We start from the raw sequence: 17,567 nt of genomic DNA, 5'->3' as shown, positions 1-17,567 counted from the left end.
TAGGAATTACAATAAATTGGAACATTCACCGGAAAACGTAGTCTATTTGAGAATGCGAAAGACTAATTGAGAATTCTTAATGATATTTGATTTAGTCATAACGTTTTCTTATGACAGCTTATAAATTATATGTATTTTACTATTCTTCTTTGCTATACTAAGATGGAGTAGAGGAAAGATGTGTAATTTTTATCTTTCAGTACTTAAGTACATAAAGGGAGGAAACAAAATCATGGCAAAAAGCAATTTGCATAACAGCCGTAAGTCTTTCGAAGTAAATGGAAAGACATATAACTACTACCGTTTAAAAGCTTTAGAAGAAGCAGGAATCGCAAACGTCTCTAAACTTCCTTATTCAGTGAAAGTGTTACTAGAATCAGTACTTCGTCAACACGACGGATACGTCATCAAAGACGAACACGTAGAAGACTTGGCTAAATGGGGCGCTGTACAAAATGCAGACGCTGAAGTGCCTTTCAAACCTTCACGCGTAATCCTTCAAGACTTCACAGGTGTTCCTGTAGTTGTTGACTTAGCTTCCTTGCGTTCAGCAATGCAAGAACTAGGTGGAGATCCAAACGAGATCAACCCTGAAATTCCAGTGGATCTAGTAATTGACCACTCTGTACAAGTAGATAGCTACGGTACACCACAAGCTCTTCAAAAGAACATGGAGCTTGAGTTTGATCGTAATGCTGAGCGTTACCAGTTCTTGAGCTGGGCACAAAAAGCATACGATAACTACCGTGCTGTACCACCTGCAACAGGTATCGTTCACCAAGTAAACTTGGAGTACCTTGCAAACGTTGTACATGCTATTGAAAACGAAGATGGTTCATTCGAAACGTACCCAGATACATTGGTAGGAACAGACTCCCACACAACAATGATCAACGGGATCGGCGTACTTGGATGGGGTGTTGGTGGTATCGAAGCTGAAGCAGGAATGCTTGGACAACCTTCATACTTCCCAATTCCAGAAGTTATCGGTGTAAAATTAGTTGGAGATCTTCCAGATGGAACGACTGCAACTGACTTGGCACTTAAAGTAACTCAAACTCTTCGTGCACAAGGCGTTGTTAACAAGTTTGTTGAATTCTTCGGCCCTGGCGTATCTAAATTGCCACTTGCTGACCGTGCAACAATTGCTAACATGGCTCCGGAATACGGTGCTACATGTGGATTCTTCCCAGTTGACGAAGAAGCACTTAACTACATGCGCTTAACTGGCCGTGATGAAAACCACATCGCAGTTACAAAGCAATACTTGATCGAAAATGATATGTTCTTCACTGCTGATGCTGAAGAGCCAAACTTCACTAAAGTTGTAGAAATCGACCTAAGTGATATCGCTGCAAACCTTTCAGGTCCTAAGCGTCCACAAGACTTGATTCCATTGACTGAAATGCAACAGTCGTTCAAAGACGCAGTTGTAGCTCCAGAAGGAACACAAGGCTTCGGTCTATCACCAAAAGAGCTTGAGAAAAAAGGCACAATCGAATTCGCAGATGGCCGTAAAGTGGAATTGAAAACAGGTGACGTTGCAATCGCAGCTATTACATCTTGTACAAACACTTCAAACCCTTACGTTATGTTAGCTGCTGGATTAGTTGCGAAAAAAGCTGTTGAAAAAGGACTTACACCTCCTGCATATGTTAAAACTTCATTGGCTCCAGGTTCAAAAGTCGTTACTGGCTACTTGAATGATTCTGGTCTTACAGAATACATGGACAAAATTGGTTTCAACACAGTAGGTTACGGATGTACTACATGTATCGGTAACTCCGGTCCATTGCTTCCTGAAATCGAAAAAACAATTGGCGACGAAGATCTTCTAGTTACATCTGTACTTTCTGGTAACCGTAACTTCGAAGGACGCGTACACCCATTCGTTAAAGCGAACTACTTAGCTTCACCACCACTAGTTGTTGCTTATGCACTAGCTGGAACTGTGAACATCGACTTCGCTAAAGATCCAATCGGACAAGACAAAGACGGTAACGACGTATTCTTCAAAGACATCTGGCCTTCTACTCAAGAAGTTAACGATGTATTGAACGCTACAGTTACTCCTGAATTGTTCCGTAAAGAATATGCTCGCGTATTCACAGAAAACGAAGCTTGGAACGCAATCGAAACTACTGATGATTCATTGTATGATTTCGATGACGCTTCAACGTACATCCAAAATCCTCCGTTCTTCGAAAATCTTTCGAAAGAGCCAGGTGCAATCGAAACACTTGCAGGCTTGCGTGTAATCGGTAAGTTCGGTGATTCAATCACTACTGACCACATTTCACCAGCTGGAGCAATTGGTTTGAATACACCTGCAGGAATCTACTTGCGTGAAAACGGCGTAGAGCCACGTAACTTTAACTCTTACGGATCACGTCGTGGTAACCACGAAGTAATGATGCGCGGAACGTTCGCTAACATCCGTATCCGTAACCAAATCGCTGCTGGCACAGAAGGTGGATTCACTACGTACTGGCCAAGCAAAGAAATTATGCCAATCTATGATGCTGCGATGAAGTATCAAGCAGACGGAACAGGTCTAGCAGTTCTTGGCGGTAAAGACTACGGAATGGGTTCTTCACGTGACTGGGCAGCAAAAGGTACGAACTTGCTTGGTATTAAAACAGTTATCGTTGAAAGCTTCGAGCGTATTCACCGTTCAAACCTAGTGATGATGGGTGTACTTCCACTTCAATTCATCAATGGTGAAAACGTTGAGTCTCTAGGCTTAACGGGTGAAGAAGAAATCAGCGTAAATATCGCTGAAGGCGTGAAGCCACGTTCAATCCTTAAAGTCACTGCAAAAGCTCCAGACGGCAAGGTAACTGAATTTGAAGTACTAGCTCGTTTTGACTCTGAAGTTGAAATTGACTACTACCGTCACGGCGGAATCCTTCAAATGGTTCTTCGTAACAAATTGGCTGCAAAAGTAAAATAATAGCTTATACAAAGAGTACCCGGCTATGTCGGGTACTCTTTTTTAGCGTGTAGATAAAGTAATTGGGTATAGTTTACTATATGTGAACATGGACTAAGTGAAGAAGTGGGAGAGTGGTACTTCTACCGTTACGCTGCGTTTCAGGCGGACGCGTTCTGGAGGGAGCGCGGTGAGCCAACCTTCGCTACGCTCATTGGTCGTCTCGCCTGTCGCTCTGATCCTCCCAGAGTCGCCGCCTTACACTACGCTTCACTGGTGTCTACTCCTGAAGTTTGTTGGTGGAATCTTCCAGTTTTTTACTTTGATTTTGAACTTAAAATGAGTAAAGAAGAATGATTAAGTTACTTAATAGCTTCGAGGTAGTTTAAAAGTATTTGAATTCAATTTATAGGATTGGAGCGGAAGACGGGCGACTCCTGTGGGATTAAGCGGGATAGGCGAGACCCCGCAGTGTCGCAATAGCGACCGAGGAGGCTCCCTCCCGCCCCACGGAAAGCGCGCGTCTGAAGCGCAAATCCCGGACTACTCACCAAGTTCTTATTTCTATCTTTATTAACATTTCCCGATGCTTTCACAAGCCAACTGAATTTTCATTCGCTATACTAGAGAGTGGGGTGATTATACATGTTCAGCAGTGAAAAAGAAATTGAAGTTCGTTATGCGGAAACGGATCAGATGGGTGTGGTGTACCATGCCAACTATCTCGTCTGGATGGAAATTGGGCGTACGACGCTTATTCAAGACCTAGGCTTCCGTTACGCACAACTAGAGAAGGACGGCTATTTATCGCCGGTTACAGAGCTCTCTGTGAAATATAAGACATCCATTACCTATGGAGAAACGATTACGGTTCGCACGTGGGTCGAGTCACACGGCAAGCTTCGTACCGTCTATGGCTATGAAATCTTGCACGCAGACGGCACCATAGCGGCAACTGCCGTTTCGGAGCACGTAATTGTCAAGAAAGATAATTTCCGACCGGTCGCTTTACGTAAAGTTCATCCAGAGTGGGATGCTAAATATACGGAAATTCAGCGAGGGGAAGGCTGATGGCTTTTGGTATCGATCGTCAGCAATTGCGTGACTGGAAGAGAGAAGTGAAGCAGGGAAATATCGCTTTTTTAACACATTACTGGTTGGATGATCGCTTTCCTAACGTCAATACCGTCACAAAAGTCGGTTGCAACGACTTGGACAAGCTAGTAGAGTGGGGAGAACAGTACGGTTTACGCCGCGAGTGGATTCATTCAAGAGAAGAATATCCCCATTTTGATCTACTTGGCGAACGACAAGTAGACATTTTAAAAAAAGAACAGCGCTTTGAACAATTAAGTCGATTAAAAAACGGTAAGCATAACTCATTGTAGGAGTTGTGCTTACCGTTTATTTTAGTTCGTGGGATTATAATGAAATGCTAATTCTTCACTCGTAGGATGGATATCTACATGCAAATCATGTGCATCAAAGAACCACAGATCACGCGCTTCTACATAAAAATGAATACCTTCAATCACGGTTTCAGCCGCAATTTCATCAGGCATTTCTTTTGTAATCCCCATTGAAAAGCCTTCGTGTAATGGACTAGATCCGCCATACCGCGAAAAAAACTTTACATAATCGCCTGAAGTTGCTTCCATTTCATTCTGGAACCATTGAATAGCTTTTTCCGATACATTGATATTCATGGAGTAAAACGTCCTTTCTAGGTTGTGATTCTATAACCACTTAATCTTCGGTTCTGTTCCATCCTTTATGCGGCTAATATTGGCACGGTGGCGATAGAAAATGAAGGAGGCCATCAGTGTGACGACTAAAAACAAGTAAAGATCGCCGCCCATTATGTAATAGACTAGACAATAGATGGGTCCGAGAATCGACACGATGATGGACGTTAACGATACCATCTTCGTTAGCTTTAACGCAATTAAAAACGTTATGATGACTAGTAAGAAAATCGGCCAATTATAGCCAAGTAAGACGCCGCCTGACGTTGCGACCGCTTTACCGCCTCTTAACCCTGCGAAAATCGGGAAAATATGGCCTAGTACAGCGACGACACCGAGTATCAATGAATGAATGCTTGTACCGTCAAAGAATGGTAGTAGTGGCAATAAAACAGCGGCTGTACCTTTGAGGATATCAAGAAGTGTCACCACGATGCCTGCTTTTTTTCCTAGGACTCGGAATGTATTCGTGGCACCCATATTGCCACTGCCGTGCTTTCGAACATCGGTTTGATAAAATAGCTTCCCAATCCATAAAGCGGATGGTATCGAACCAAGCAGATAGGCTGCTAGAATGATCATATAATTATCCATAGTGAACCCCTTTTGCATATATAAGTGTTTACTTTAAGTGTAGCAGAACCATATGTTTTGGACAATAATAGTTTTCCATTAGGCTCTCCAGAATGCAGAAATATCGACAACCTTAAAAAAACGTTCCGTACGTTGTCACCGTTTCCACATTGCATTCCTCACATTTCTTCTATACAATAGGTTGAGCTGAAACAAAACGTTGATTTGACAAGGTTTATCAGAAGATGTATGATAAAAATAAGAGAACATTTGTTTGACGGGGGTTTCATTTTGACGAAACATAAAATTCAAAATACGTATGATGATAGTTCAATCCAAATTTTAGAAGGCTTAGAAGCAGTCCGTAAAAGACCTGGGATGTATATCGGTTCCACGGATACTAAAGGATTACATCACTTAGTATATGAAATTGTCGATAACTCAGTCGATGAAGCATTAGCTGGATTCGGTAATGAAATCGACGTAAAAATCCATAAAGATGGCAGCGTAAGTGTTCGAGATTACGGACGTGGGATGCCAACGGGGAAGCACCAATCTGGAAAACCGACTGCTGAAGTCATTTTGACGGTATTACACGCAGGTGGAAAGTTCGGTCAAGGCGGCTATAAGACAAGTGGTGGACTGCACGGTGTAGGGGCATCAGTCGTTAACGCGCTATCCGAATGGTTGGAAGTAACGATTTATCGCGATGGTAAAAAGTTCCGTCAGCGTTTTGAACAGGGTGGAAAGCCGGTTACAACACTTGAAAAAATCGGCACGACGAAAGAGACGGGTACGGTTCTTCATTTCAAACCAGACAAAACGATCTTTTCAACGATCAAATACCAATACGACACACTGGCTGAAAGATTGCGTGAGTCCGCTTTTCTATTAAAAGGTTTAAAGATTACGTTACAAGAAGAAGGCACCGACAAATCAGACGTATTCCATTACGAATCTGGTATCGAGGCGTTTATTGAATATCTGAATGAAGAAAAAGACGTGTTGCATGACGTAGCATACTTAGAAGGCGAAGTAGACGGGATCGAAGTTGAGTTTGCTTTCCAATTTAGCGACGGTTATGCCGAAACAATCCTTTCATTCGTCAATAACGTGCGTACGAAAGACGGCGGGACGCATGAAACAGGTGCGAAAGCGGCGATGACTCGTGTGGTGAATGAATACGCACGTAAAGCAGGCTTACTGAAGGAAAAAGATAAGAACTTAGATGGCGCCGATATTCGTGAAGGAATTGCGGCGATTGTTTCCGTTCGTATTCCTGAAGAAATCTTGCAGTTTGAAGGCCAGACAAAAGGGAAATTAGGGACAAGTGAAGCGCGTACCGTGACAGATGCGGTCGTTTCTCAGAAATTATTGTACTTTTTAGAAGAAAACGCAGAACTGAGCGCGAACCTTGTACGTAAAGCGATTCGTGCGCATCAAGCGCGTGAAGCAGCGAGAAAAGCGCGAGAAGATGCACGTTCGGGTAAAAAACGTAGAAAGTCCGATACGTTATTGTCAGGTAAACTAACACCTGCACAATCGAGAAACGCTGCGAAGAATGAATTGTATCTTGTGGAAGGTGACTCTGCGGGTGGTTCTGCGAAACAAGGTCGTGACCGTACGTTCCAAGCGATTTTGCCACTACGAGGTAAAGTGATCAATACCGAAAAAGCGAAACTTGAAGATATTATGAAAAATGAAGAAATCAATACGATTATTCATGCGATTGGTGCAGGTGTCGGTGCAGATTTTCAAATTGAAAATGCAGCCTACGATAAAATCATCATCATGACCGATGCTGATACAGACGGTGCCCATATCCAAGTATTATTGTTGACGTTCTTTTACCGTTATATGAAGCCGTTAATCGAAGCTGGAAAAGTGTATATCGCACTGCCGCCTTTGTTCAAAGTGTTCAAAGGGTCTGGTAAGAGTGAAAAACTAGCCTATGCATGGACAGATGACGATTTAGGTGAAGCGATGAAGAAAATCGGTAAAGGCTATATGCTTCAGCGCTATAAAGGTCTTGGAGAGATGAATGCCGATCAATTATGGGAAACGACGATGAATCCTGAAACACGTACACTCATTCGTGTAACGATTGAGGATGGTGCGAAGTCAGAACGTCGTGTCACGACACTGATGGGCGATAAAGTCGAACCACGTCGAAAGTGGATTGAAGAAAATGTCGATTTCGGCTTAATTGAAGAACATAATATATTAGATAATGCATTTATACATGTTGAGGGGGATATGGAATGACCCATTCAGAAACGTTTCAAGATCTACCCTTGGAAGAAGTTATTGGTGATCGATTTGGACGTTATAGTAAGTATATTATCCAGGACCGCGCGATTCCAGATGCGCGGGACGGCTTAAAGCCGGTACAGCGTCGGATACTTTACGCGATGTACCATGAAGGAAATACACATGATAAAGCGTTTCGTAAGTCAGCGAAAACAGTCGGTAACGTAATCGGTAACTACCATCCGCACGGCGATACGTCTGTTTATGATGCGATGGTACGAATGAGTCAGTCATGGAAATTACGTCATGAAATGATTGATATGCACGGAAACAACGGATCAGTAGATGGTGACTCAGCTGCTGCGATGCGTTATACAGAAGCTCGTTTATCAGCCATTGCCAGTGAAATGCTACGTGATATCCGTAAAGAAACGGTCGATTTTGCACCGAACTTTGATGATACCGAACTAGAACCAACTGTTTTACCAGGACGTTTCCCAAATTTGCTCGTTAACGGCTCGACAGGTATCTCAGCAGGCTACGCAACAGACATTCCACCTCATGCCCTGCATGAGGTGATTGATGCCGTATTAATGCGCCTGAAGAACCCTGACGTGAGTGTTGAAGAGTTGATGACTGTCATTCCGGGACCCGATTTCCCTACAGGGGCGATTATTCAAGGGACGGACGGTATACGCACAGCTTATAAAACAGGTAAAGGGCGCTTCATTATCCGGGCTAAATGGGAAATTGAGCAACTAAAGGCCGGTAAAACGCAAATCGCCATTACGGAAATTCCGTATGATGTCAATAAAGCGAACTTAGTGAAGAAAATGGACGAATTGCGCCATGACCGTAAACTTGACGGCATTGCGGAAATTCGTGATGAATCGGATCGTACAGGCTTGCGCATTGTCGTAGAACTGAAGAAAGATATGGATGGCACAGCGATTATGCAGTATTTACTCAAGCATACCGATTTGCAGATCACGTATAACTTCAATATGATCGCGATCGCCGGTAGACGTCCAATGCTAATGTCACTACCGATGTTGCTGGACGCATATATCGATCACCAAAAAGAAGTCATCACAAGACGTTCTACATTCGATATTCGTAAGGCGAAAGAACGTCTACATATCGTCGACGGTTTAATGAAAGCTTTGTCTATTTTAGATGAAGTCATTAAGACGATTCGTGCCTCAAAAGATAAAAAAGATGCGAAACAAAACTTGGTAGATGCTTACGAATTTACTGAAATTCAAGCAGAGGCCATTGTTTCGTTGCAGTTATATCGTCTGACGAATACGGATATTACGGAATTGAAGAAGGAAGAAGAAGAACTTCGTGCATCAATCGAAGTTCTTGAAGGCATTTTAGCAAGTGAATCGAAGCTAATTTCTGTTCTCGTAAAAGAAATTAAAGCGATTCGCAAGCAGTTTGCTGAACCTCGTCTTTCTGTCATTGAAGAAAAAATTGAAGAGTTAAAAGTAGACTTGGATATTTTAGTTCCAAGCGAAGAAGTAATGGTATCCGTTACGAAAAGCGGTTATGTGAAGCGCACGAGCATGCGTTCTTATTCGGCATCTAGCGGTAAAGGGCAAGAAATGAAAGAAGAAGATTATAATCTATTAGAAATGACGATGAATACCCAGCATCATCTGTTGTTGTTCACGTCACTTGGTAATTATATTTATCACCCAGTCCACGAGCTCCCAGATATCCGTTGGCGTGATTTAGGACAACATCTATCTAGTATCGTCGGGCTCGAACCTAACGAAGAACTGGTAGATGTCATCGGGCTTGAAAGCTTCGATGAAAAACTTAGTGTCCTAACAGCCGCGTCCAATGGCAACGTCAAACTATCGAAATTAACCGATTTCCAAGTACAACGCTATAACCGTTCATTCAAAGCGATGAACGTCAAAAAAGGCGAAAGATTAGTGGGTGCACGTATTGTGACGGGAACAGAAGATGTTCTACTCGTTAGCAAACAAGCCTATTCATTACGTTTCGCATTAAACGAGCTCGCCATCACAGGCATCCGCACAGCCGGTGTCAGAGGGATTCATTTAAAGCCAGAAGACGATCTAGTAGCGTTTGAAGTCATCACAGATCAAACGAAGAACATTTTCCTCGCGACCCAGCGTGGATCCGTTAAACGAATGAACATTTCAGAGTTCGAAACTAGCTCAAGAGCCCTTAGAGGCGTAACTGTTGTAAAAGAATTAAAATCCAATCCGCATCGAATTGTGGATATGAAAGCCGTAAAAGACGACGAAGATTTCGTCTTACTGACAGCCAAAAACCAAAAAGTTGAAGTCGATCCCATGGCGTTAAAAAACACCAATCGGCAATCAACCGGAAGTGCGGTCGTAGACGAAGCTAAAGATGGACAAATTGTTCAAGTGTCTTCGGTGAAAAAAGAAAGTAAATAAACATCAAAAGGGTTGGAAATCATAGCGATTTCCAACCCTTTTTATATTTATACAGGATAACTTTATTATAGGTAATAGCGCGGTCAGAGGTGGGATTCGCGCGGTTTGGGAAAGGAATAGCGCGGTCAGAGTAAGTGTTGGCGCGGTTGCGTGAGGTAATGGCGCGGTTGCGTGAGGTAATGGCGCGGTTAGGGGAAGCATTCGCGCGGTTGTAAGGGCTAATGGCGCGGTCAGAGTAAGTGTTGGCGCGGTTGTGAGAGGTAATGGCGCGGTTCGGGGAATCGTTAGCGCGGTCACGAAAAATATAAGCGCTTATCTTTCTCCAATGTCGCGGTTATTTCTCATGAAAGTCGGGACTAACTATACTAATCAGAAAATAACGAATTCACAAAACCCTTCCCTATCAACGGTTCACCGCCACTGCGTAGTTTTTTTATAGTCCTAATAAGATTAATTATTTAATCCACAAAAGAAAATATAGAGAAAAAAACACTTTGTTATGATTCTATCCATGGAATGAAACAAAAGTAATTACAGAAGCGGAGAGGTGAAGTGTTGATGAACGTGTTGAATGAAGTACTACAATCAACTATTGAATTGGATCCATTATTTAATCCACGGAGGATTGCGGTTATGGGGGCCTCTGAGAATACGAATAAAATAGGATACTTACAGTTAAAAGCACTGATAGATGGAGGATTTGAAGGAGACATCTATCCAATCCATCCGAAGTCCAAAGAAATCGCAAACTTACCATGTTATTCAAGCGTAGGAGATACACCGCATGAAGTCGATCTAGCTATCCTATGTGTCGGAATCAACCAAGTGGAAAGTTGTTTACTAGAATGCGGCGAAAGCGGGGTCAAAGCTGCAATCGTGTTTGCGTCTGGCTACTCAGAGATCGGTGAGGAAGGCATGGTTGCACAAAATCGCTTAAAAGAAATTGCGGGTCAATACAATATGCGCTTAATCGGTCCTAACTGTTTGGGGCTGCTCAATACAACCAACGGGTTAATGGGAACATTCTCCCCTGGACTAACGCGTGTACCGCTTGGAAAAAGACGTGAAGTTGGATTTGCTACACAAAGTGGTGCGTTTGGCGTATTAACGTATATGGCCGCTGCGCAACACGGTTTAACGTTTAACTATTTTGTCAGCGTAGGTAATGAAGTCGATGTAGGCTTTTCCGATGTTATCGAGTACATGCTACATGATCCGAAAACAAAAATCGCAAGCGGCTATTTAGAGGGCGAGAAAAACCCAGCGAAGTTACGGATGCTAGCAAAATATGCGTTAGAGATCAATAAACCAATGGTCATAATGAAATCGGGTCGCAGTAGTGCGGGTAGCCGAGCAGCAGCATCACATACCGGTTCATTAGCGGGTGCTGACCAAGTATATGATGGGTTCTTTAAACAAGCAGGAATTGTCCGCGCAGATGATTACGATGATATTGTGTCGTTCTCAAAATTATTTTTATCAAATAAAATTCCCGCTGGACGAAATACAGTTATCGTTACAAGTTCAGGTGGAAGAGGCATCAATGAAACCGATCGATGCGAATCTCACGGCTTAACGATTCATCCATTAAGCGACAAGATTAAAGGTGAAATTGAAAAGAATATCCCGAGTTTTGCAAGCGCTTCCAACCCTATCGACTTAACAGCTGCGGCATCGATTACACATCCGGAGCTTTTCATAGAACCGTTAAAAGTACTGGTCAATGATCCCGAGACCGACATTATTATTTTCTCAGAATTCCCACTTCATTGGGATGAGAACACGCCTGTTCTGCAAGAGTTCGTCGAGCTTTGCAAGAATACGGATAAATTTATAGTCATCACGACATTCCCACTTGAAGGGATGTCTACACCGAAAAGTACGCAATATTTGGAGGATAACGGAATTCCGTTTGTTCGCGGAGATATGAATCCTATCCGTTCGCTGGCAAAGCTAGTGGAATACGGGGAAGCGTACAGAAAAGCGAACGTGCAAGAGAACCATGCACCTAGCCATGACACACCGAAGAAGAATATTCATCATTTATTGCCTACAAATCAAACGCTAAGCGAATCCCAGTCAAGTGAAATTTTGTCTCTGTACGGAATTCCAACGACCAAACGCGCAGTGGCTAAGACGGAAGACCAAGCCGTGCTTCTCGCAAATGAAATTGGCTATCCGGTCGTTTTAAAAGTCGATTCACCCGATATTCCACATAAAACGGAAGTAAACGGAATTCGATTAAATGTCCAAAACGATGAAGATGTACGAAGAGCTTTCCGGGAAATCTACAAAAACGCGAAAGACCATTGTCCAACAGCGAATATCCATGGAATTTCTATTCAGCAAATGTTGTCTGAAGGCGTGGAAGTTATTGTTGGAGTGACAAATGATCCGACATTTGGTCCTGTCATGATGTTCGGACTCGGTGGCGTCTTTGTAGAAGTGTTTAAAGATGTTTCCTTCCGAGTCGCTCCTATTACGAGACAAGATGCAATCGACATGATGGAAGAGCTAAAAGGGAATCAACTACTACAAGGCGTTCGAAATAAACATGCAGTCGATACGGAGGCAATTATCGACGTGCTACTGAAAGTATCTGCATTAATCCAAGATTATGCGGATGACATTCAAGAGATTGATATTAATCCGTTAATCGTCTATGAACATGGCATTGTAGCGGCAGATGCATTGATTATTACAAAGTGAGGGGGAGGAACAATGGACTTAGATAAAAGCGTCGTTGGATTAACGAGCAAAGAATACGTTTTCGAAGTAGAAAATCGCCATGTCGGCCAATTTGCTGCTGCGATTGGAGATAATAATCCATTGTATACAGATGAGGAGTATGCAAAACAATCCGCATATGAAGGCTTGATTGTTCCACCAACCTTCCCTATCGCTATGAACAATGGAGACGCAGAGCTACCAATCGATCTAGATCATCGCAGAATGCTTCACGGCGAACAAGAATTTATCTACCATAAACCCGTTCGAGTAGGAGATCGTTTACGTTGCCAGATGATCGTGAGTGACTTATACGACAAAGAAGGTAAAAGTGGGAAAATGCAGTTTTTAAAACTAGATACAGAAATGAAAGATGAGTCAGGCGAACTAGTCTGTATTAGCCGAATGAATATCGTCTATCGTTCACTAGCGAAATGAGGGGGGAGTGTACCAAATGATTAAGGACTGGTCGTTAGAAGAACTACTTGTAAATCAAAAAATAGAGCCGATGATGAAACCGCCAATCACAAAAGTACAACTCGCTCAATACGCAGGTGCTTCAGGGGATTTTAACCCTTTGCACCTGGACGATGAGTTTGCTAGAAAGATTGGAATGGATGGGGTCGTTGCACATGGCATGCTTGTGATGGGTTTTTTAGGCGAGTATGTAATGAAAATCGCAGCGCAGCAAGCAAAAGTCGTCAATTTTACAATGCGTTTCGGAAAAATGACGTTTCCGGGCGATGAAATTCGCTGTTCGGCAATTGTCGAACGCATAGTTGAAGAAGACGGAAAGCGCTGGATCGCTCTTGACTTGACAGCCGAAAAGAAATCAGGCGAAGTCGTTGGATCAGGAAGTGCGATACTACAACTGAATGACTAAGGAACTGCGAAATAGGAGGAATGAATGATGGGAAATATAAAAGATCGCTATGCCATTGTCGGCGTAGGAGAGAGTAAACGCTCACGAAAATCTGGCACAACCCCTCTTCACCTAGCGCTAGATGCAGCAAGAGCGGCGATTGAAGATGCTGGCTTAAAAGCAACAGATATCGATGGGTTCATGAATTATAACGAAAATGATTCCTGTACATCCCACCAGCTAGCGACATACTTAGGGGTTAGACCTAAATATGTAAAAGATATTCAAGGAGGCGGAGCGAGTACAGAAATGTTGATTGCCGATGCCGTTTCACTTATTGAATCTGGCATGCTAACGACAGTATTAATCTATCGCTCGATGAATGGTAGTTCAGGAACGCGTGTAGGCCGTGGCTATGATCCGGATATGCTACAAGGCGCTCTATCCGGTGGAAGCTTTGTCATTCCTTATGGTTCGGCAAGTCCATCTCAGTGGTTCGGCATGTATGCGACACGTCATATGCATGAAACGGGCATTACAAAAGAACATTTAGGACATGTCTGCTTGAGTTTCTATGAGCATGCGCAGCGTAACCCAAATGCCTTCTTACACGGCAAACCGTTAACGATGGAAGAGTATTTAGCGACACCAGATATTAGCTCTCCATTCAATATCCATGATTCTTGCTTGGAACTTGATGAAGGGAACGCCATTATCGTCACGTCAGAAGAGAAAGCGAAAGATTGCACATCAAGACCAGTCTACATTATGGGAATGTCCGCAAGACAATGTCACCCACATACGCATTACTGGAATGACATTGACCAAGTAGCTTCTGATTACGTAGCGCAAGAAGTTTATGAGAACGCAGGCGTGACACCAGAAGATATTGATGTCGCATCGATCTATGACTGCTTTAGCTGGGTTGTATTGCGTCAACTAGAAGCGTACGGATTCGCTAAGCGCGGGGAAGTAGGAGAGTTCGTCGCACAAGGGAACTTAAAGATCGGCGGTAAACTACCAACCAATACGGCGGGCGGTATGCTGTCTGAAGGCTATACCCACGGCATGAACAACGCACTGGAAATTGTTCGGCAATTACGCCATGACTATAAAGGTACCGATCGCCAAGTAGAAGACTGCAAGATCGGAATTTGTACCGGCTGGGCGGGACCAGATATCGCCGGCGCAATGATTTTACGAAACTAGGAGGAATAGTATGAAACACGTTACGACAGCTTACCAAAAACCGATTCCATTGAAAGACCACGATAATAAACCGTACTGGGATGCAGCGGATAAGCATCAATTAGCACTACAAAAATGTGATGATTGTCAATCCTATGCACAACCTCCAGGCCCTAGTTGCGCAAAGTGTGGAAGCCAACATGTAAGCTGGGAAAACTTTGGAGATGATATTAAAGCAACGGTCTATTCATATGTTGTTTCGCATCGTCCGTTCTTACCAGGATTCCAAGATGAGTTACCTACAATTATTGCGTTGGCACAGCTAGACGACGTGCCAGAAGTCAAAATCATGGGTAATATCTTACATTGCGAAGAAAAAGATGTAGAGATTGGACTGCCTATCCAGATGACTTGGGTAGATATTACGGAAGACCGAGCGTTACCACAATGGATTCCAGTCACTAACTGAGCGTTAGATGAGAAAGAAAGGATGAGGGATTATGGATTTCTCTTTTACTAAAAAGGAAGAAAAGTTTAGAACCGAACTACGCACATGGCTTGAAACAAATCTTCCAGAAGGATGGCTAGAAGGCAAAAGAGATTTGCCGGAAGATCTGGATGAATACTCCGCTTATTTACGAGCTTGGCAACGAACACTCTATGATGGTGGTTGGGCAGCAATCGCTTGGCCGAAAGAGTACGGCGGAAGAGATGCTAGCCTCATGGAAGAAATTATTTATCATCAAGAGATGGTACGTGTGAAAGCACCGCCACTCATTAACTATATAGGGATCCATATGGTAGGCCCTACGTTAATTGATATGGGTACCGAAGAACAAAAGGAGAAATACTTGAAGAAAATCCTAACAGGTGAAGAAATCTGGTGCCAAGGGTATTCAGAGCCAAGTGCAGGGTCAGATTTAACAGCGCTTAAAACACGTGCAGTTAAAGACGGAGATCGTTGGCTCATTAACGGGCAGAAAGTATGGACGAGCTTCGGTCACGTAGCCGATAAATGTTTCTTGCTTACAAGAACAAGCACTGTACCAGAAAAGAAGCATCGAGGCATTACCGTGTTCTTAATCGATATGGACCAACCAGGTGTAGAAACACTTCCAATCATTCAAATGGACGGTCATAAAGACTTTAACGAAGTCTATTTAACAGATGCGGTCGCTACAGATGCAGATATCGTTGGACAAGTCGATTCAGGCTGGCATGTATTGATTGCGTTGATGCTACATGAGCGTACAGGGATTGGTGCTGAACTGTTTACTTTGGAAAAACAATTTAACGATACAGTGACATTAGCACAACAGTACAAAGTCAATGGACAGCCACTCATCCATAATCCATTAATCAGACAGAAGATGGCAGGCTTCTATGCGCGCGTACGTGGATCACTATTAAATTACTATAGAAACCTAACGACAACCGTAAAGAACGGACAACCGGGACCAGAAAGCTCTATAGATAAGTTAGTCGTCAGTGAGTTGAATAAAGAATTGTCTTCATTCGCGGTAGAGATCCAAGGTCACCAAGGGTTGTTATGGGATAAGGACGCTGCTGTAGATTCGAAATGGCAACGTTTATTCCTTGCTTCATTCGGTCAAACGATCGGTGGCGGAACGAGCGAAGTACAGCGAAATACAATCGGTGAAAGAGTATTAGGATTACCGAAAGATATGGGACGTTAATAGATAGCGGAGGGATGAACGATGGACTTTTCACTAACAGAAGATCAAGAGATGTTTCGTGGACAGATTCGAAAAATGCTAGATAAGTTTGGCGGTACGCAAGTGGCACGGGAAATGATTGCAGACAAACCGGAAAGCTTGAAGAAAGTATATAGCACACTAGCGGAATTAGGATGCTCCGGTATCAATATTCCGGAAGAGTATGATGGATTAGATCTAGAGGCACTGGATCTCGTTCCAACGTTTGAAGAACTAGGACGTTCACTAGTCCCAGGATTATTTATGGAAACGAACGCTTTGGTTGTACCTATTATTAAAAAATACGGTACGGATGAGCAAAAGAAAAACTATCTGACAGCTATTGCGGCTGGAGATAAGCAAGTTTCCTTCGCCGCACTGGAACCATTCAATGACTTTTCACGACAAGGCATTCAATGTTCTTTAGCAAAGAAAGATGGTCAGTACGTGTTGAACGGTACAAAAATTCTTGTGCCTGAAGCAGAATTGGCGGATGCATTCTTGCTAGTCGTTCGGACGAGTGAAGACGTCGAGGATGGTTTATCCCTCGTATTGATCGACGCAGTAGATGAGCTGAATATCGAAAGACAGCTTTCATTCGACGAAGCGAAGCATGTAGCGAAAATCGAATGCAACCAACTGGTAATTACAGAAGAGCAAATTATAGGCGAAGTCAATAAAGGGTGGGAACAACTTCAAGAAGGTCTACTGTACTTTAATGCTGCACTTAGTTCATATATGGTTGGGGCCATGGAACATGTGGTCCATATGGCTGCGGAATATGCGAAAATCCGTGAGCAGTTCGGTCAGCCGATCGGTCGTTTCCAAGCGGTCAAGCACAGCATCGTGGATATGAAAGTACATTTAGAAATCGCTCGTTCATTGAGCTACTATGCCAACTGGGTAGTAGATACAGAGGAGAACGATCGTGAAGCGGCAGTATATAGCGCACGGACGTATGCAACCGAGAAATTTATCGAAGCAGCTTCACAGAATATTCAACTCCATGGAGGCATTGGATTTACGGAAGAACTCGATTGCCATTTATATGTAAAGCGCGCTCGTTATTATGATCAATATTTAGGTTCCACACCTTTTTATCAAGAGAAAGTTGTGGCTTCATTAGGCTGGTAATCA

The 17,567-nt window shown here is 43.1% G+C and carries 14 protein-coding genes; 12 read left to right on the top strand and 2 right to left on the bottom strand.

Annotation, left to right across the window (positions count from 1 at the left end; translation table 11 throughout):
* Window positions 1-232 precede the first annotated feature (232 nt).
* From acnA to CSV79_RS10325, 3 genes are all read left to right on the top strand, one after another.
* Complete coding sequence (gene acnA / locus CSV79_RS10335) at window positions 233-2,953, top strand: aconitate hydratase AcnA (RefSeq protein WP_099688977.1); 2,721 nt, start codon at window positions 233-235, stop codon at window positions 2,951-2,953.
* Window positions 2,954-3,577: 624 nt separating this feature from the next.
* Window positions 3,578-4,003 (top strand): acyl-CoA thioesterase, encoded by a 426-nt coding sequence (locus CSV79_RS10330; RefSeq protein WP_099688976.1) that lies wholly within the window; start codon window positions 3,578-3,580, stop codon window positions 4,001-4,003.
* Window positions 4,003-4,320: a hypothetical protein gene (locus CSV79_RS10325; protein WP_099688975.1), complete on the top strand. Its 318-nt coding sequence runs from the start codon at window positions 4,003-4,005 to the stop codon at window positions 4,318-4,320. Before CSV79_RS10330 ends, CSV79_RS10325 begins: the two co-directional genes overlap by 1 nt.
* 21 nt (window positions 4,321-4,341) lie before the next feature.
* Here the strand turns inward: CSV79_RS10325 and CSV79_RS10320 are convergent, their stop codons facing one another.
* Together CSV79_RS10320 and plsY are read right to left on the bottom strand one after the other, a co-directional pair.
* Complete coding sequence (locus tag CSV79_RS10320; protein WP_099688974.1) at window positions 4,342-4,638, bottom strand: HesB/YadR/YfhF family protein; 297 nt, start codon at window positions 4,636-4,638, stop codon at window positions 4,342-4,344.
* A 30-nt stretch (window positions 4,639-4,668) separates the two neighbouring features.
* Complete coding sequence (plsY, locus tag CSV79_RS10315; protein ID WP_099688973.1) at window positions 4,669-5,271, bottom strand: glycerol-3-phosphate 1-O-acyltransferase PlsY; 603 nt, start codon at window positions 5,269-5,271, stop codon at window positions 4,669-4,671.
* A gap of 228 nt (window positions 5,272-5,499) precedes the next feature.
* On the opposite strand from plsY, the gene parE reads away from it, so the two are divergent.
* The 9 genes from parE to CSV79_RS10270 all read left to right on the top strand — a co-directional run bounded on the left by parE (window position 5,500) and on the right by CSV79_RS10270 (window position 17,564).
* Window positions 5,500-7,515, top strand: a complete 2,016-nt coding sequence (parE, locus tag CSV79_RS10310; RefSeq protein ID WP_233201419.1) for a DNA topoisomerase IV subunit B — start codon at window positions 5,500-5,502, stop codon at window positions 7,513-7,515.
* A complete protein-coding gene (gene parC, locus CSV79_RS10305) occupies window positions 7,512-9,938 on the top strand; it encodes a DNA topoisomerase IV subunit A (protein ID WP_099688971.1) in 2,427 nt (808 codons plus the stop codon). Before parE ends, parC begins: the two co-directional genes overlap by 4 nt.
* 558 nt (window positions 9,939-10,496) lie before the next feature.
* Complete coding sequence (locus tag CSV79_RS10300; RefSeq protein WP_099688970.1) at window positions 10,497-12,647, top strand: acetate--CoA ligase family protein; 2,151 nt, start codon at window positions 10,497-10,499, stop codon at window positions 12,645-12,647.
* Between the two features lie 12 nt (window positions 12,648-12,659).
* Window positions 12,660-13,103 (top strand): MaoC family dehydratase N-terminal domain-containing protein, encoded by a 444-nt coding sequence (locus CSV79_RS10295; RefSeq protein WP_099688969.1) that lies wholly within the window; start codon window positions 12,660-12,662, stop codon window positions 13,101-13,103.
* Between the two features lie 16 nt (window positions 13,104-13,119).
* Window positions 13,120-13,548 (top strand): MaoC/PaaZ C-terminal domain-containing protein, encoded by a 429-nt coding sequence (locus tag CSV79_RS10290; protein ID WP_099688968.1) that lies wholly within the window; start codon window positions 13,120-13,122, stop codon window positions 13,546-13,548.
* A gap of 24 nt (window positions 13,549-13,572) precedes the next feature.
* Complete coding sequence (locus CSV79_RS10285) at window positions 13,573-14,736, top strand: thiolase C-terminal domain-containing protein (protein ID WP_233201418.1); 1,164 nt, start codon at window positions 13,573-13,575, stop codon at window positions 14,734-14,736.
* Between the two features lie 10 nt (window positions 14,737-14,746).
* Window positions 14,747-15,184, top strand: a complete 438-nt coding sequence (locus CSV79_RS10280) for a Zn-ribbon domain-containing OB-fold protein (protein WP_099688966.1) — start codon at window positions 14,747-14,749, stop codon at window positions 15,182-15,184.
* Between the two features lie 31 nt (window positions 15,185-15,215).
* On the top strand, window positions 15,216-16,412 hold the full coding sequence (locus CSV79_RS10275) for an acyl-CoA dehydrogenase family protein (RefSeq protein WP_099688965.1): 1,197 nt from the start codon (window positions 15,216-15,218) through the stop codon (window positions 16,410-16,412).
* Between the two features lie 21 nt (window positions 16,413-16,433).
* Window positions 16,434-17,564 (top strand): acyl-CoA dehydrogenase family protein, encoded by a 1,131-nt coding sequence (locus CSV79_RS10270; RefSeq protein ID WP_099688964.1) that lies wholly within the window; start codon window positions 16,434-16,436, stop codon window positions 17,562-17,564.
* The last annotated feature ends 3 nt before the right edge of the window (window positions 17,565-17,567 follow it).

This window comes from Sporosarcina sp. P13 (genome assembly GCF_002743055.1).
GTDB lineage: Bacteria > Bacillota > Bacilli > Bacillales_A > Planococcaceae > Sporosarcina.
The sequence above is the reverse complement of the archived record's forward strand: the minus strand, read 5'-3'. Positions and strand labels throughout refer to the sequence as shown.

Excerpts from the sequence above, each read along its gene's own strand:
- CSV79_RS10300 (WP_099688970.1), top strand. The coding sequence starts at position 10,497 with ATGAACGTGTTGAATGAAGTACTACAATCAACTATTGAATTGGATCCA.
- plsY (WP_099688973.1), bottom strand. The coding sequence starts at position 5,271 with ATGGATAATTATATGATCATTCTAGCAGCCTATCTGCTTGGTTCGATA.
- CSV79_RS10320 (WP_099688974.1), bottom strand. The coding sequence starts at position 4,638 with ATGAATATCAATGTATCGGAAAAAGCTATTCAATGGTTCCAGAATGAA.
- acnA (WP_099688977.1), top strand. The coding sequence starts at position 233 with ATGGCAAAAAGCAATTTGCATAACAGCCGTAAGTCTTTCGAAGTAAAT.
- parC (WP_099688971.1), top strand. The coding sequence starts at position 7,512 with ATGACCCATTCAGAAACGTTTCAAGATCTACCCTTGGAAGAAGTTATT.
- CSV79_RS10280 (WP_099688966.1), top strand. The coding sequence starts at position 14,747 with ATGAAACACGTTACGACAGCTTACCAAAAACCGATTCCATTGAAAGAC.
- CSV79_RS10325 (WP_099688975.1), top strand. The coding sequence starts at position 4,003 with ATGGCTTTTGGTATCGATCGTCAGCAATTGCGTGACTGGAAGAGAGAA.
- CSV79_RS10330 (WP_099688976.1), top strand. The coding sequence starts at position 3,578 with ATGTTCAGCAGTGAAAAAGAAATTGAAGTTCGTTATGCGGAAACGGAT.
- CSV79_RS10270 (WP_099688964.1), top strand. The coding sequence starts at position 16,434 with ATGGACTTTTCACTAACAGAAGATCAAGAGATGTTTCGTGGACAGATT.
- CSV79_RS10285 (WP_233201418.1), top strand. The coding sequence starts at position 13,573 with ATGATGGGAAATATAAAAGATCGCTATGCCATTGTCGGCGTAGGAGAG.
- CSV79_RS10290 (WP_099688968.1), top strand. The coding sequence starts at position 13,120 with ATGATTAAGGACTGGTCGTTAGAAGAACTACTTGTAAATCAAAAAATA.
- parE (WP_233201419.1), top strand. The coding sequence starts at position 5,500 with ATGATAAAAATAAGAGAACATTTGTTTGACGGGGGTTTCATTTTGACG.
- CSV79_RS10275 (WP_099688965.1), top strand. The coding sequence starts at position 15,216 with ATGGATTTCTCTTTTACTAAAAAGGAAGAAAAGTTTAGAACCGAACTA.
- CSV79_RS10295 (WP_099688969.1), top strand. The coding sequence starts at position 12,660 with ATGGACTTAGATAAAAGCGTCGTTGGATTAACGAGCAAAGAATACGTT.